Raw genomic sequence first — 14,399 nt, forward strand, 5'->3', positions numbered from 1 at the left:
CGCTCACCCCGCTTACCGCCGCGGTCAAAAAAGAGCATCATGTGCCGACTGGAACTTGCGATGCGGGCGGGGTGGGTCATGCGAAGAGGGACCGCAGTGGCAGCAGTAGTGAGCTGCGCCTTACTCCTGCCCGGCTGCGGCGCCTCCGCCGACAGCGGCTCCCCGGCCACCGGCGCCAAGGCCGTCTCCTCCCCGGCCACCATGGCGGCCAAGGCCGCCGCGCCCCCGCGCCCCGTACCGCACGGCAAGGGCAGCCGCGTCGCCGAGGACTTCAACGGGGACGGTTACCGCGACCTCGTGCTCAACGACCTGGTCAAGGACCCGGAAGACCGCCTGGGCGACGACGCGGGCATCGGCATCGTGTACGGCTCCGAGCCCTCCCGGCCCCTCGACCCCTCCGTACGCCAGCTCCTGACGCCCGCCCGCAACGCCGCCCGCACCGAGGGCGTGCTTCCCGCGGCCTTCGACGCCGAGGCGGCCTGCGACCTCGACCAGGACGGTTACGCCGACCTGGTGGTCACCACGGACCCGCCGTTCGACGGCACGGGCATGCCGCCCGTACCGCTCCAGATGCTCTTCGGCGCCGCGAACGGCCTCACCGGCAAGGCGGTCAAGCTCCGCATCCCCGACCGGGCCCGGTTCGGCAACGAGTGGCCCGGCCACCCCGTCTGCGGCGACTTCGACGGCGACGGCAGCAAGGACCTGGCGGTGACCGCCGGCGGCGGACGCCTCAGCTACCTGCGCGGCCCCTTCACCCGCGCCGGCGCCCCGCGCGCGGCCGCGGAGGCGCTTGCGGGCGTCGGCCCCGTCCTCGTCTCCCCCGACCTCGCGCCCGACGTCAACGGTGACGGCTACGACGATCTCGTCTCAGCGACCCGCCCGCACGCGCCCGGAACCGCCGGACGCGGCACGCTGCTGCTCGGCGGACCGGCGGGCCCCGGGCGCCCGGGCGGTACGTACACCTTCAAGGCGGTCAAGCCGCGGCCGGGCGGCCTCCCGGCGGGCGAGGAGACGCCCACCACGGACCTCCTGCGGTACGCCGACTTCGACGGCGACAAGAAGCCGGACACGGTGGCGCGTACACACCGGGGCGAAACGAAGGACGTCATCACCCTCCACTCCTCAGCCGCCGAAAAGACCGTCACCTTCTCCACGGCGGTTTTCTCCACCCAGCAACGCTGAGCCCGCACTCCCCCTAGGGGATGTCACAGCTCGGCCGCAAAGCCGGGCCTGTTGCGGCAGGCCCGGCATACGGCGCATCCGGACCAGGTACGTTCGATTACGTGGCTGGATTCAGGATCGGACGCGGCCGGGACAACCGCACCCCGCAACAACAACCGCAGCGGCAACAGCGGCAGCAACCGCGGCAACAGCCGTACGGGCAGCAGGCGACACCGCCTCAGTCCCCGTACGGCCAGCAGCAGTGGCCGCAGGCACCGCAGTACGGCGGACAGCACGGCGAGCCCGAATACTTCGGCGACTCGCACCCCCACCATGCCCAGGGTGGCGGCCCCGGAGGCGGTGACCCGTACGCCGCCAGCAACAACCCGGGCCACACCACCGCGTTCAGCATCGGCGAGGACCCGTACGGCGACGGCAGCACCTACGACGCAGGCAACGCCCCCGCCCCGCCGGCGGGCCCGCGCCTGCACTGGAAGCAGCTGCTGAGCGGCATCGTGCTGCGTCCGGGCCCGACGTTCTGGCAGATGCGCGACTACCCGGTGTGGGGCCCGGCGCTGGTGGTGACCTTCCTCTACGGCCTGCTGGCGGTCTTCGGCTTCGACAAGGCCCGCGAAGAGGCCATCAACGCGACCCTGCCGAACGCCATCCCGTACGTCCTGACCACCGGCATCGCGGTGATCATCTGCGGCCTGATCCTGGGCGCGGTGACGCACACGCTGGCCCGCCAGCTCGGCGGCAACGGCTCCTGGCAGCCGACCGTCGGCCTCTCGATGCTGATCATGTCGATGACGGACGCCCCGCGCCTCGTCTTCGCGATCTTCCTCGGCGGCGAGAACGCGCTGGTTCAGGTGCTCGGCTGGGTGACGTGGCTGGGAGCGGCGGCGCTGTTCACCTCAATGGTGAGCAAGTCGCACGACCTGCCCTGGCAGAAGGCGCTGGGCGCGTCCGCGATCCAGCTGGTGGCGCTGCTGTCCCTGATCAAACTGGGCACGATCTAACGCAGGCACCACTCCCACATTCCCCCCACCCCCCACCCGCTTCGCACGACAAAGAGGGCCCCGGCGCGAATCCCGCACCGGGGCCTTTCTGATCCACTCGTCTATTTACGCGTCCAGAACCTGCCCGGTGCGCCGCACGACGGGCTTCTGCACGCTCCAGGGGAAGTTGATCCACTCGTCGGTGCGCTTCCACACGTACTCGCACTTCACGAGCGAATGCGACTTCTCATAAACGACCGCGCTGCGAACCTCCGCCACATGATCGAGGCAGAAGTCGTGCACGAGCTTGAGCGTCTTGCCCGTGTCGGCGACGTCGTCCGCGATCAGCACCTTCTTATTGCTGAAGTCGATCGCGTTGGGGACGGGCGCCAGCATGACGGGCATCTCAAGGGTCGTCCCGACCCCCGTATAAAACTCCACGTTCACGAGATGAATGTTCTTGACGTCGAGGGCGTAGGCCAGCCCACCGGCGACAAAAACTCCACCCCGCGCGATGCTCAGCACGATGTCGGGCTCGTACCCGTCGTCAGCAATGGTCTGCGCGAGCTCGCGCACCGCGTTGCCGAACCCCTCGTAGGTCAGATTTTCCCGTACATCACTCATACCCGGCATCACACCTGCGTCCGATGGAAATTGAGGAAGGACCGCGAGGCGGTCGGCCCCCGCTGCCCCTGATAACGCGACCCGTACCGCTCGGAACCGTACGGGAACTCCGTGGGCGAGCTCAGCTGGAACATGCACAGCTGCCCGATCTTCATGCCGGGCCAAAGCTTGATCGGCAAGGTGGCCAGATTCGACAGCTCAAGGGTGACATGCCCGGAGAAGCCGGGATCGATGAACCCGGCGGTGGAATGCGTAACAAGCCCGAGCCGCCCGAGCGAACTCTTCCCCTCCAGCCGCGAGGCGAGATTGTCCGGCAGCGTGATCGTTTCATACGTCGACGCCAGCACGAACTCGCCGGGGTGCAGGATGAACGCCTCATCCCCCTCCGGCTCCACCAGCCGCGTCAGGTCCGCCTGCTCGACGGCGGGGTCGATGTGCGGGTAGCGGTGGTTCTCGAACACCCGGAAGTAGCGGTCGAGCCGCACGTCGATGCTCGAGGGCTGCACCATGGATTCGTCGTACGGATCAATACGCACGCGTCCGGCGTCGATCTCGGCCCGGATGTCCTTGTCTGAGAGAAGCACGCCCCGAGGATACGCAGAGCGCGCGGGCCCGCCCCAATCGGACGACCCCGCGCGCCTCTCACCCCGGTCTACGGCCAGCCTCAGCGACCCTCGGCCGCTCCCTAGCGCTGCTCCACCACCGCCACCGGCACGGCATGCCGAAGCCGGGCACAACGCGGGCAGCGGATGAGCCGCCCGGGCCCGATACGGTCGGCTCCGAGCTGCTGCAGCGGGAACGATGTGGTGCTGAACACGTGCCCCTCGGCACAGCGGACGACGGTGGGCTCCATCAAGTCCATCAAGTCCCTTCCCCAACAAAGCGTGGACGAGAAGGCCACATTAGGGGATGAACAGGACGCCACTCCAGGCGGCACTCCGCCCTCCAAGCTACGCCCACACGACGCCACGAAAACCCCCACCGCACACACCGCCGGGGCGATTGGGGTACACTGTCCGAACGAAGCGGCGCCACCCAACGGCCCGCTACGCGGGTGTAGTTTAATGGTAGAACATGAGCTTCCCAAGCTCAGAGCGCGAGTTCGATTCTCGTCACCCGCTCCAAGCAAAAGCCCCAGGCCAGCGGCCAGGGGCTTTTTTGTTGTCTAGACCTCTTAGAGAGTGGCATGCCCTCCGCGTGCCCCAAGTCGCCCAGATCGATCCACAGCCGAAGGGGCAGATAGCGTCCAGATCGCAGCGCGACAACTAAGGCTTCTCGGATCCCGAGACCCCCTGACGCGGTCTGCGGCGCCACCCAGGATGAACAAGGCTCGCGGCAAGTACGCAGTTGGCCTGCTTCACCCCTCCCTCACCTGAGCCGCCACCAGCCAATCCCTCCGGTTGCGGCAAGCCAGGCCGTCGCCGCCGATGAAGAACACCGCCGAACGTCCGCATTACCACTCAAGCCAGCCTTGCGGGTTGGAAACTCAACAATTCGGTTCATAGACGCGCTGTGACGGTGACGATGTCTCCTGCTAACGAACGGTTAACAGGAGAGGCGCGTCCATGGTCTACGTACGCACCAGCACGCTCGACTCGATCGAAGCTGCGGTGGACAAGAACAACGGCTCGGCCGTCATCCGCAACGCTTGGGTGCGCGACCGGGAAGGGATGGATCGTCTGCGGATCACGCGCCTGCAAGCTGTCCGCACTCAGATCGTACGCCGAGGTCTGCGCACGTTCCCAGAGCGCTTGCTCTACTCCGACGAGCGCTGGGCCTTCGTCGTCTACAGGCCCGAACTCCTCGTCCTTGACGTGAGTGTGCTCGCTTCCGAGGCGCAAGAGCGTGCGGCGCTCGACTACATCATGGACGCGCTCAGCAAGGGCCCGCACGGGCAGTTTCAGGTCAATGAGAATCGGTTCCAGAACATGCTCCGCAGGCTCGCGATGGCCCGCCCCGAGATCCACTGGGAGTTTAAGCGACCCACCACAGCCGCATAAGATTCAGAGACTCAATCATGGCGGCGCCTGCGGCTCAGCCTGAGCACTCAGCGCAATACGGCTGTTTCCTCGAAGACGCCCCACTTCTTAGAACCATCTCGCTTCATACACTCGGGCGCGGGCGGTGCGGCAGCGCACCGCACCGCACCGCCGCTGTCAGATCCCCTCAGACTTCATGCACCTGCGATGCCTCAGCTACCGCCTTCTGCCTGACGGCACAAACCTTGGCATCAATACCTTTCGCAACCTCCTGCTGCCGCTCCCCATCGGAGTGCTGGTAAATCAGCGCAGCCTTCTCCGAGGACTGGCCGGCGCGGACCATCGTGTCCTTGAGCGTGGCGCCCGACTGGGTGGACAGGGTATGGCCGGTGTGCCGGAGGTCGTAGAAGCGGAAGCCCTCCGGCAGGCCGACCTTGGCCCGAGCCCTGCGCCACTTGCGGCCGAAGGTGGACCGGCGGAAGGGGGCTCCCCTCTCCCCGACGAACAGGAGTCCGTCGGGTTCCTTCTCGGCGTACCAATCGAGGTGTCGCTTCACCTCGATGTGCAGGAAGGCCGGGAGGAAGACGGTCCGCCTTCCCGCGGCCGACTTGGTGTCGCCTTCGACGCGACGGCCGCTGGTCAGCTCGGGCGCGGCGTCACGGACCTTGACCGCGAGGGGTTCGAGGGTGACGTCGGGGCGCCGGAGGGCGGCCTGTTCTTCCGGGCGCATGGGCCCGTAGGCACCGAAGTAGACCATCAGCCGCCACCTCGGCCCCATGGCGTCGGCGAGCGCGTCGACCTGTTCGACTGTGGCCGTCGGGCGTTCCTTGGCCTTCTCGCTGCCGGCGCCCCTGATCCGGCAGGGGTTGCGGCGGATCAGCTCGTCGTCGGTCGCCGTCTCCATGATGGCCTTGAGGAGGCGGTAGGACTTGGCGACGGTCGTCGCACCGGTCGCCCCCAGCCGCTCGACCCGCCAGGTGCGCACGCTCGGCGGCGTGATGTCATCCAGGTTCACCGTGGCGAATACGGGCAGCAGGTGCAGGCGCAGGAGCCTTCGGTACAGCTCCTCCGTGGTGGCGGAGAGCCCGCGCTCCTCGACCCACTTCATGGCGTACGTCTCGAAGTTGACCGAGCCCGCGCCGGGATCCACCCAGTGCTTGCGCTCGATGTCGGCCTGGGTGAGCGTGAGCCAGGTCTGGGCCTCGGTACGCGTCTCGAAGGTCTCCGGGGCGGTGCGACGGCTGCCGTCCGGAGCCCAGTAGCGCGTCTGCCACCGCCCCGACGGGAGCTGACGAACGGTGCCGAACTCGCGCCGCCGCTGCGGCTTGCGGGCGGCCATTAGGCTGCCTTCCCGAAGCGGGAACGCGCGTCGCCGAGAGTCGGAACGGTGCGCTCCTCGATGTACGCGGCGATGGCGCTCTCAGGGATCCGTACGGGCTTGCCGAGCTTGACGTAGCGGATGCGGCGCTCCTGGATGAGTCGCCGGATAAAGCGCACGCCGGTGCCGAGGTGTTCGGCGGCCTGCTCCACGGTGAGGAGGGTGTCGGTGGTGGTCACCTCCCCCTGGGATCGCGGGTGCTGAACGGGGGTGTGCGGTATCGCCGAAGGGCGCAAGTGAGTGCTCCGGTTCCGGCCGGCGGATGGGGCGGCAACCCCGCGCCTGGCCTCGTCGTTCAGGGATGGGATGGGCAGGACGGCCACAGCGAGGGTTTGCGTTTCCGCTGCGCCGGTTGGAGTGAGCGGCTATGCGTCGGAGACGGGGCCGTACTCTTCGTTGCTCTTCACCAGTTCGGTGGCGATGGCGTTGGAGACCATCACGTCAGCCTCCTTACGGATGTCCGGGTGTTCGGCGAGATAGGCGTCGAGCTGGTCGCGAGCCTTCCGCGCCTCGTGGTTGGCACGGTTGGAGGCTCTGTAGGCGGCGACGACGTTGTCGATCAGCTCCATGGCCCGCCCCATGGTCGCCAGGCTGGGCGGCCCGACAAAGTTGCTGAGCGGGACACCGAAGATCTCGGCGAAGCCGATGGCCTCGTCGAGGTTGATCCGGCGCTTGCGATTCTCGATGCGCCAGACCGCAGACGGGTTCATGTCGAAGCCGACGTCGTTCATGCGGTCGGACAGTGTGGTGGTGCTCCAGCCGCGTTTCTCGCGCTCCAGCTTGACCCGCACGGCGGCGTTCTCCTCGCCGCTGAGGAGCACCCCCTCAGGGGTTCCCTCGTCATCCGGCATTGCCCCTCCTCCCGTTCGCTGCGTGAACCGCCTGTTGTGCGGCGTGGAACAAGATTAACATCCGTTCTGCGGATCGCATAGAGCTATGCGATGCGCATAGCTCGTGGTACCGTAAAGCACCCCAGCAGACCGCACCGATCCGCTGAGGCATGCCTTCAACCAGCCCCGACATACAAAAAGCCCCCCGGTGACCCAACACCGAGGGGCTCAGAGCGCAAACCTCATGCCGCCCATCCCTGAACGACTGACCTGCGAGGCCGGGATTGCCGTCCCATTGGCCCGCAAGCGGAGGAGCTACATGTCCAGTATGGACGATGCCGCCCAGAGCACGCCATCCCTTCCGAACACCACTGCCATGTGGCCGCCGGTGGCCATACCCGGCCGTCCCACCGAGCCCGTACCGCCGCCCGCAGAAGAGCCCGAACCCGCTCCGGCGTCCGAGGGCGAGGCGGTACTCGCGGAGCTGCGGGAACAAATTCGCCGCTACGTCGTACTGCCGAGCGGGGAGGCGTTCACGGCCGTGACCTTGTGGGTTGCGGCTACGCACTTGCAGACGGCGTGGCAACACGCTCCGCGGCTGGCCGTGGTGGGGCCAGCGAAGCGGTGCGGCAAGTCGCGGCTGCTGGACGTGATCACCGAGAGCGTTCACGATCCGCTGATCACGGTCAACGCGTCGGCCGCCGCAGTGTTCCGGTCGATCACCGCCACACCGCCCACCCTGCTGGTCGACGAGGCCGACACTCTCTTCGGCTCCGCGAAAGTCGCGGAGAAGAACGAGGAGATGCGCGGCCTGCTCAACGCGGGGCACCAGCGCAACCGCCCCACCCTGCGGGTTTCCGGACCCAACCACGAGGTCTCGAAGTTCCCCACGTTCGCCATGGCGGCCCTCGCCGGCATCGGCGACCTGCCGGACACGATCATGGACCGGTCGATCGTGATCCGGATGCGCCGCCGCAGGCCGGGCGAGAAAGTGGCGGAGTTCCGTACCTTCCGTGACACCCCGCCCCTCCACGCGCTACGTGACCGGCTCGTCGCCTGGCTGACTCCGCTGCACGCCGAGGCGATGGAGCTGACACCGGCCATGCCGGTCGAAGACCGGGCGGCCGACACCTGGCAGCCGCTGGTGACCGTCGCCGACCTCGCCGGCGGAGCATGGCCGGACCTCGCCCGCACCGCCTGCCGCATCATGGCCAAGCACGAAGCCGAGCACGACCAGGACCGCAGCAGCCTGGGCATCCGCCTCCTGGCCGACATCCGCCGCGCCTTCACCACCGAAGGCAACCCGCCGGCGCTTCGCACCAGCCGACTCCTCGACATCCTCAATCAGGACGACGAGATGCCCTGGGCGGAGTACACCACCCAGGGCCTGACCCCTCGGGGCCTGCAACTCCTGCTGAGGGAGTACGGCATCAGCTCGGTCACACGCCGCTTCCACGGCAACGTCCAGGCCAGGGGCTTCACCCGGCTGCAGTTCACCGACTCCTGGGCCCGCTACTGCCCCGAGCCCGCACCCGAAGCGACGACCGGGGCCCGACCCGGCACGACCCGTCGCGACCCGTCTCCTTGCAGGTCAGCGCGGTGACGAGTCGCGGTCCGGTGACGAGTCGACTCGTCACCACCGCCGCACTCGTACCAGCCCTGACCAGGCACGCGACAAGTCGTGACGGGTCGTCCCCGCCCTCAGTGCCACCTCAGCCACACCCCGCACGCTGCACTCCTGGAGTATTTCCCTTTGTCTTCCCCCACCATCGCCGCGGCACCATCTGCCCCGCTGCCGCTGGCCACCGTGATCCGCACGGGTGTGTCGCTACTGGCCGTGGCCGCCTTCGCACTGTCCTACGACGCCCTGCGGCAGATGGCCGCCGCCAGCCACATCCACCGGGCGCTCACCTATGCCTTCCCGCTCGTCATTGACGGGTTCATCGCCATCGGGATCGGCGCCCTGCTCATCCTGCGGACCGCACCCCTGTCCGCCCGCCTCTACGTCTCCGCCCTGGTCGGCGTCGCCACCGCCACAAGCATCTGGGCCAACGTCCTGCACGCCGTTCGCCTCAACCAGCAGACCCGCCACACCAGCCTCGCCCTCGACGACATCACCGTCGGAGTCATCTCCGCCATCGCCCCACTCGCCCTGGCGGGAGCCGTCCACTTCTACCTCCTCGTCGCCCGACGACCCACAGCCACCGACCGCCACAACAGCGACGACCGCCACGAACCCGCCGCGGAACACACCGTCGGTGAGCTCGCGCCACCACACACCACGGACACGGATGTGCCGCAGCAGCCTGGTAAGTCAGGAGGCAAGCAGTCGAGCGTTTCCCTGGAGCAGGCCGTGGCCATTGGCCGCACGGCTCCCCTCGGACGAGGCGACAGCGTTTCCCGCCGCAACGTCGAGAAAGCGATCCGGGACAACGGATTCGGCATGTCACGCGCCCGCCTGGACAAGGTCAAGGACCTGCTGCAGGCCGAACTCGACGCCGTCACCACAAGCACCGACTGAACCTCGCACCCCACGTCACCCCAGCCCGTTCCTCCCGTTAATCAGCACGGGGGGAACGGGCCCTCTCCCTCCACCACCGCTTGCAGGAGCCCCCCATGCACGGCCTCGACCGCGAACCCTCGTCAGCGCAGCAGCAGATGACCGCCACCCCGGCACCAGGCGGAGCAAGGTATGGCGTTGGACCGTCCATGGGCCGGTCCAACGCAGATGCCTCCGCCCCGGGGGTGGCGGAGCAGCTCGGGCGCCAGGGGACGCCCGACCGGAACAAGCCCGTCGACATCGCCACCCGTACCGTGCTGCCGCAGCGCGCCGCCGAAGCCGCCGCACTGCACCGAGTCGCCCGCCGTCGTCAGCGCAAAGAGACCCAGCGCAAAGAACGCGTCGACGTCCGCTACAGCACTGACGAGAAGACAGAGATCCTCACCGTGTCCCGGTCGCTGAACATCGCCGCCGCCCACTACGTCGGCGCTGTCGTCATGGCCCACGTCCACGGAGACCTCGCGCTGCCCGGCCAGCGCACCCAGCTCGACGACTACATCGACGAACTCACAGCCCTCCGCGGTGAGGTCGCCAAGATCGGCCACAACATCAACCAGATCGCCAAGAAGCTCAACTCCGGCGACCGTCCACACCATGGGGACACCGCGCTCCTCGACCGTGCGGAACGCTTTCTCGACACAGTCGGCACCACCGTCCGCCACATCGCAGCCGCCACCAACCAGGCCGCCGCCACAAAGAGGCCACGGTGATCGCAAAGATCAGCAGCGGCAAGAGCACCGCCGGCCTCATCCGCTACCTCTACGGCCCCGGCCGGGCCAACGAACACACCGACCCGCACCTCGTCGCCTCCTGGGACGGCTTCGCGCCCGACCCCGGCCGCACCGACGACGTCGCTGCCACGAAGAAACTCCTCGTGGCCGACCTCGACCTACGCGTCCAGCAGGCCAGGCGACTCGGCCGGGCCCCGAAGCAGCACGTGTGGCACTGCTCCGTCCGCGCAGCACCCGGCGACCGCATCCTCGACGACGCCGAATGGGCGGACATCGCCCGCCGTGTCGTCACAGCAACCGGCATCGCACCGACAGACGATCCGGACGGCTGCCGATGGGTCGCCGTCCGGCATGCCAACGACCACATCCACATCGCCGCCACCAAGATCCGAGGCGACCTGCGCACCGCACGCCACTGGAACGACTACCTCACCGCTGACCGCGAACTCGCAGCCATCGAGAAGGAATACGGCCTCTTCCAAGTCGTACGCGGAGACCGCACCGCCGCGAAACGGCCCACCCGCGCCGAGCAGGAGAAGGCCCACCGCACCGGCCAAGACAAGCCCGCCCGCGTACGCCTGCGCACCCTCGTCCGCACAGCAGCGGCTGCCGCCACCAACACCGAGGAGTTCCTCGGTCTACTCACCCGCACCAACGGCGTCCTCGTCGAGGTCCTGCACTTTCCCTCCGGAGAACCACGCGGCTACAAAGTCGCCCTGAAAGACGACACGAACACCGAAGGAGAACCGGTGTGGTTCTCCGGCTCCACGCTGTCACCGGATCTCTCCCTCCCCAAGATCCAGAGCCGTCTCGCCGCAGCAGGTATCCCTGCAGGCAATCCCAACGGGCATCTACGGCCGCATCCGTGGTACCAAGCCACCGCAGCCACAGAGCGCATCCCCCACCACCTCGGCCGACCGGACGCCGAAGCCGCCCAGGCCCACCTGGCCGCCCTCGGCGAAGCACTCGACGCCGTAGCCCTCACCGCACCGCCGGACATCCGTACCGAACTCCGTGCGGCGGCCTCTGCCTTCGAACGGGCAACCCGTTCACGTATCCATGCAGAACACCACCACGCCCGCGCCCTGCGCGGGGCAGTGAAGGCCATGCTCCGCGAGCCCTCACCCAAGGACGGAGCCCTCCTGGCGATGTTCCTCGATGCCGCGCTCCTCGCCGTCATCGCCGCCGCCCGCTGGCACGACCAACGACAGCACAACCAGCAGACCGCAGCCGCCCACCAGACTCTGCTCCACCTCCAGACCGCCTCCGAGCGAACAACATCCGGGCACCTGCTTGCCGCCGGCCAGCATCGACCGCCTCAGAAGGTCGCAGTCCGGTACGCCCAGCTCATCCGCCAGACCACCCCCGCACACGCCGACCACATCCTCGCCGACCCCGCCACCGATGCGCTGACCACCGCATTGGCCGCCGCGGAGACCGCAGGCCACGATCCCGGACGCCTGTTGCAGCAGGTGGCAGACGAACGCGCCCTCGACGACGCCCGCTCCCCAGCACGCACACTGGCCTGGCGCGTACAACGGCTCTCGCAGAGGCCCGCTCCAAGCCGGCAAGCTCAGGCGGCACAGGCACGCAGCACCGTCCTACGCCCCGTAACTCTCCCGCAGCCTGCGACACCGGCCACACCCACCGCTACCTCTCGGCCTCGGCGGAGGTGATCAACCCTGGGCGGGCACTTTCAGCGGGAGCGGGGTCAAGTGGTTCTTCCCGACCGGAGCTGAGAGAGGACCTGCGCAACCGGCAAGTCGTACTGGTCCTTGTCCTGCTCCCAGAACGAAAGGGCCCGAGCCGTAGCCTCGGCCATGTCGGCGGGCAGGTCGGCCGCCCGGAGAGTATCGGCGACCTCTTCCATCTCGGGCGCCCAGCGCCAGGCCCTGGCAGCCACGCTCGGCAGGTACCCCGGATCGGAGAGGATCGCAGAGACCATGATCTCGGCTTCAGCTGTGAGCTGGTCGCCGACCCCATGGGCGTGTGCGAGCGCATGGGAGACCCCTGCGAGAGTACGAGCGGCCTTCTGGTAACTGGCGAAGGCCATCTTCAGGGCGGAAGCGGAACCGATGGTCTCGCCTGCCCGGCGCACGTCCAGCGAAGAGTTCGCGAACAGCGGCTCCACCAGGTCGACGGCGGGGCCGGCCCCTGCTAGATAAAGCCGTGCCGTACGCCCTTCACCTGGCGGCGGACCGAAGACGGCGCCGTCGACGACCTCGGAGCCGGGGCGGATCTCCTCCGCTATGCGCTGCACACGCTGGGGACTGATGGCATTGACATCGACGTACGCCCCAGCGAAGGCGTGCGCAGCCACGGCCGCTGCCACGTCCTCCGCCGCCTGCGGTGGGGAGACCGAGAGAACGACCGCGCTATGGGACAGCGCTTCCGCGAGCGAACCGCAAGCTGTGGCGCGGACCTCCCTCGCGCGGCGCCGCGTGCTCTCACTGCGTTCCTTGGGCACCCACAGCACCTCATGGCCGCCGGCGACAAGCTCGGCGGTGATCGCCGCGCCCATGGACCCCGGGTGCAAGACGGTCACGACGGTCACTGGCTGCCTCCGGCGAAAATGCGACGTGGTGTGTTCCTCATCAACATGATCCGCTGCCGTAGAGCAGCAACGGCGGAGGACTCGGCACCTGGCTCGGACGGGCCGATCGCCGATAAGGCAAAGTTTCCCCCTTCCTCGTGTTGGCCCTTCATGGCGAGACAGGGAACACGGCTGTGGCACTCCTGTCCCGGCAGCTCGTCTCACGCGCAAGCCGCGTCATGGGTACCGTGCTGGAGACCAACTCTGTACGGACAGACCGGCGATCGCGCCGGATCGTCCGGCGGCCGGGAGGTGTCCTGATGCTGGAGGAAGCCGAGGAGATCGGCAAGCGCGTCCGCAGGGCGAGGCTGCGGTTGGGTATGCCGCAGGCCGACCTGGCGATGGCCCTGGGGAAGTCGCAGGGCTGGGTGTCGAAGATGGAACGTGGCCTGATCGAGCTGGACCGGGTCGGGCTGCTCAACCAGGTGGCCGCAGAGTTGCACGTCCATCCGAACGACCTGATCGGGCGCCCGTACAGCAGCTCCCCCGCCGACAACCAGTGGCAGGTTGCCGCCTCATCGATCCTGCGCGAGCTGCGCCGCTACGACCTCGTCCCCGTCTTCGACGGGGCACCGCGGCCGGCATCACAGCTGTGGCGTGAGGTGACCCGGCTGCACCGTCTGCGGGACACCGCTTCCAACGTGGCGATTCTCCGGGTTCTCCCGGACCTGTTCCGCGAGGCGCGTGCCCTGGCGGAGGAGTCGGAGGGACACGAGCGGGAGGAGGCGTATGCCATCTACGCCGTGTGCTGCAAGTTCGCACACACCGCCGCCCACTCCCTCGGGCACCCCGAACTGGTCGCCATGGCCTGCGAGCGGGCCGCATGGTCAGCCAGGTTGTCGGGAGATCCCGTGCTGCCCGCCGTCGCCGACTGGATGAGGGTCTGGGACATGTGGGCAACGGCTGACTGGACCGACGCTCTGACGCTCTCGGACAAGGCGATCACCTCAGTGGAGCAGGAGTACGACCGTGGCGAGCCGCTGGCCGTGCGGGCCTGGGGCACGCTGCAGCTGCGGGCTGCGGTCTCTGCCGCCCGAGCCGGCCGCGCCTCGGAGGCCGAGGACCGGATCGGACACGCGAAGGCTGCTGCCGAGCGCATGGATGCGTATGTCGGGGCACCGGTGTACGACCGGCATTCGCTGACGTTCTCCGCCGGGAACGTGCAGATCCACGCGATCAGCGTGGCCCTGGAAATGGGCGAGCAGGGCAAGGCGCTGGAGATAAACCGGCGTACCAGCCCAGTACTGGTCGGGTCACTGCCCAACTCCCGGCAGGGACACCACCACATGGACGTCGCGCGCGCCTGGCTGTGGGACGGGAACCGGGGAAGGGCCCTGGCAGAGTTGGAAACGGCCGAGCGGATCGCGCCCCAGCTCGTACGGAACCACCCCATCGCCCGTTCGACGCTTCGCAGCATCGTCTACGCGGAACGAGCAGTCACGCGGGAGAAGCTGCGGCGCATGTCCGACCGCTTTCACCTGGACGGATAGGGGTCGTATTCCTCCGGCTCATATTCGAGGGTTGCCCTGTCCCTAACTTCAGGGC

General features: G+C 68.2%; 14 protein-coding genes and 1 tRNA gene. 9 read left to right on the forward strand and 6 right to left on the reverse strand.

The genetic code is table 11. The features are described 5' to 3' along the window. Positions 1-60 precede the first annotated feature (60 nt). Both G412_RS0101485 and G412_RS0101490 read left to right on the forward strand, forming a co-directional pair. Positions 61-1,182 (forward strand): FG-GAP repeat domain-containing protein, encoded by a 1,122-nt coding sequence (locus G412_RS0101485; protein WP_028810510.1) that lies wholly within the window; start codon positions 61-63, stop codon positions 1,180-1,182. A 101-nt stretch (positions 1,183-1,283) separates the two neighbouring features. After that, a complete protein-coding gene (locus G412_RS0101490; protein WP_028810511.1) occupies positions 1,284-2,180 on the forward strand; it encodes a Yip1 family protein in 897 nt (298 codons plus the stop codon). A gap of 105 nt (positions 2,181-2,285) precedes the next feature. Here the strand turns inward: G412_RS0101490 and G412_RS0101495 are convergent, their stop codons facing one another. Together G412_RS0101495 and dcd are read right to left on the reverse strand one after the other, a co-directional pair. After that, complete coding sequence (locus G412_RS0101495) at positions 2,286-2,783, reverse strand: phosphoribosyltransferase (protein ID WP_028810512.1); 498 nt, start codon at positions 2,781-2,783, stop codon at positions 2,286-2,288. 8 nt (positions 2,784-2,791) lie between these two features. Next, positions 2,792-3,367, reverse strand: coding sequence for a dCTP deaminase (gene dcd / locus G412_RS0101500; RefSeq protein WP_028810513.1), 576 nt, complete (start codon positions 3,365-3,367; stop codon positions 2,792-2,794). 466 nt (positions 3,368-3,833) lie between these two features. Here dcd and G412_RS0101510 point away from each other — a divergent pair. Both G412_RS0101510 and G412_RS0101515 read left to right on the forward strand, forming a co-directional pair. Beyond that, positions 3,834-3,907: transfer RNA gene (locus G412_RS0101510), tRNA-Gly, on the forward strand. A 441-nt stretch (positions 3,908-4,348) separates the two neighbouring features. After that, complete coding sequence (locus G412_RS0101515; RefSeq protein WP_028810514.1) at positions 4,349-4,783, forward strand: hypothetical protein; 435 nt, start codon at positions 4,349-4,351, stop codon at positions 4,781-4,783. 166 nt (positions 4,784-4,949) lie between these two features. Here the strand turns inward: G412_RS0101515 and G412_RS0101520 are convergent, their stop codons facing one another. The 3 genes from G412_RS0101520 to G412_RS0101530 all read right to left on the reverse strand — a co-directional run bounded on the left by G412_RS0101520 (position 4,950) and on the right by G412_RS0101530 (position 6,991). Beyond that, positions 4,950-6,101: a tyrosine-type recombinase/integrase gene (locus G412_RS0101520; protein WP_028810515.1), complete on the reverse strand. Its 1,152-nt coding sequence runs from the start codon at positions 6,099-6,101 to the stop codon at positions 4,950-4,952. Beyond that, positions 6,101-6,319: a helix-turn-helix domain-containing protein gene (locus G412_RS0101525; RefSeq protein ID WP_028810516.1), complete on the reverse strand. Its 219-nt coding sequence runs from the start codon at positions 6,317-6,319 to the stop codon at positions 6,101-6,103. The genes G412_RS0101520 and G412_RS0101525 overlap by 1 nt, the downstream gene beginning before the upstream one ends. Before the next feature lie 186 nt (positions 6,320-6,505). Then, entirely contained in the window at positions 6,506-6,991 is a 486-nt protein-coding gene (locus tag G412_RS0101530; RefSeq protein WP_028810517.1) for a helix-turn-helix domain-containing protein, read from the reverse strand. 307 nt (positions 6,992-7,298) lie between these two features. Between G412_RS0101530 and G412_RS32870 the strand changes: the two genes are divergently transcribed. The 4 genes from G412_RS32870 (at position 7,299) to G412_RS0101550 (ending at position 11,937) form a co-directional block, all read left to right on the forward strand. Then, positions 7,299-8,573, forward strand: a complete 1,275-nt coding sequence (locus tag G412_RS32870; protein ID WP_051338043.1) for a DUF3631 domain-containing protein — start codon at positions 7,299-7,301, stop codon at positions 8,571-8,573. Between the two features lie 150 nt (positions 8,574-8,723). Further along, positions 8,724-9,491 carry a DUF2637 domain-containing protein gene (locus G412_RS0101540; protein WP_028810518.1) on the forward strand — a complete coding sequence of 256 codons (768 nt, stop codon included), beginning with the start codon at positions 8,724-8,726 and terminating at the stop codon, positions 9,489-9,491. Positions 9,492-9,715: 224 nt separating this feature from the next. Then, a complete protein-coding gene (gene mobC, locus G412_RS32875; RefSeq protein WP_037647468.1) occupies positions 9,716-10,240 on the forward strand; it encodes a plasmid mobilization relaxosome protein MobC in 525 nt (174 codons plus the stop codon). Next, complete coding sequence (locus tag G412_RS0101550; RefSeq protein ID WP_028810520.1) at positions 10,237-11,937, forward strand: relaxase/mobilization nuclease domain-containing protein; 1,701 nt, start codon at positions 10,237-10,239, stop codon at positions 11,935-11,937. The genes mobC and G412_RS0101550 overlap by 4 nt, the downstream gene beginning before the upstream one ends. Before the next feature lie 35 nt (positions 11,938-11,972). On the opposite strand, the gene G412_RS0101555 is transcribed toward G412_RS0101550, so the two are convergent. Next, positions 11,973-12,815, reverse strand: a complete 843-nt coding sequence (locus G412_RS0101555) for an NAD(P)-dependent oxidoreductase (protein WP_028810521.1) — start codon at positions 12,813-12,815, stop codon at positions 11,973-11,975. Between the two features lie 299 nt (positions 12,816-13,114). Between G412_RS0101555 and G412_RS0101560 the strand changes: the two genes are divergently transcribed. Next, positions 13,115-14,344 carry a helix-turn-helix domain-containing protein gene (locus tag G412_RS0101560; protein WP_028810522.1) on the forward strand — a complete coding sequence of 410 codons (1,230 nt, stop codon included), beginning with the start codon at positions 13,115-13,117 and terminating at the stop codon, positions 14,342-14,344. Positions 14,345-14,399 lie beyond the last annotated feature (55 nt).

Source organism: Streptomyces flavidovirens DSM 40150 (genome assembly GCF_000429085.1).
Lineage (GTDB): Bacteria > Actinomycetota > Actinomycetes > Streptomycetales > Streptomycetaceae > Streptomyces > Streptomyces flavidovirens.

Coding starts and splice junctions, on each gene's coding strand:
- G412_RS0101485 (WP_028810510.1), top strand. CDS start 61: ATGCGGGCGGGGTGGGTCATGCGAAGAGGGACCGCAGTGGCAGCAGTA.
- G412_RS0101495 (WP_028810512.1), bottom strand. CDS start 2,783: ATGAGTGATGTACGGGAAAATCTGACCTACGAGGGGTTCGGCAACGCG.
- G412_RS0101515 (WP_028810514.1), top strand. CDS start 4,349: ATGGTCTACGTACGCACCAGCACGCTCGACTCGATCGAAGCTGCGGTG.
- G412_RS0101520 (WP_028810515.1), bottom strand. CDS start 6,101: ATGGCCGCCCGCAAGCCGCAGCGGCGGCGCGAGTTCGGCACCGTTCGT.
- G412_RS0101530 (WP_028810517.1), bottom strand. CDS start 6,991: ATGCCGGATGACGAGGGAACCCCTGAGGGGGTGCTCCTCAGCGGCGAG.
- G412_RS32870 (WP_051338043.1), top strand. CDS start 7,299: ATGGACGATGCCGCCCAGAGCACGCCATCCCTTCCGAACACCACTGCC.
- G412_RS0101560 (WP_028810522.1), top strand. CDS start 13,115: ATGCTGGAGGAAGCCGAGGAGATCGGCAAGCGCGTCCGCAGGGCGAGG.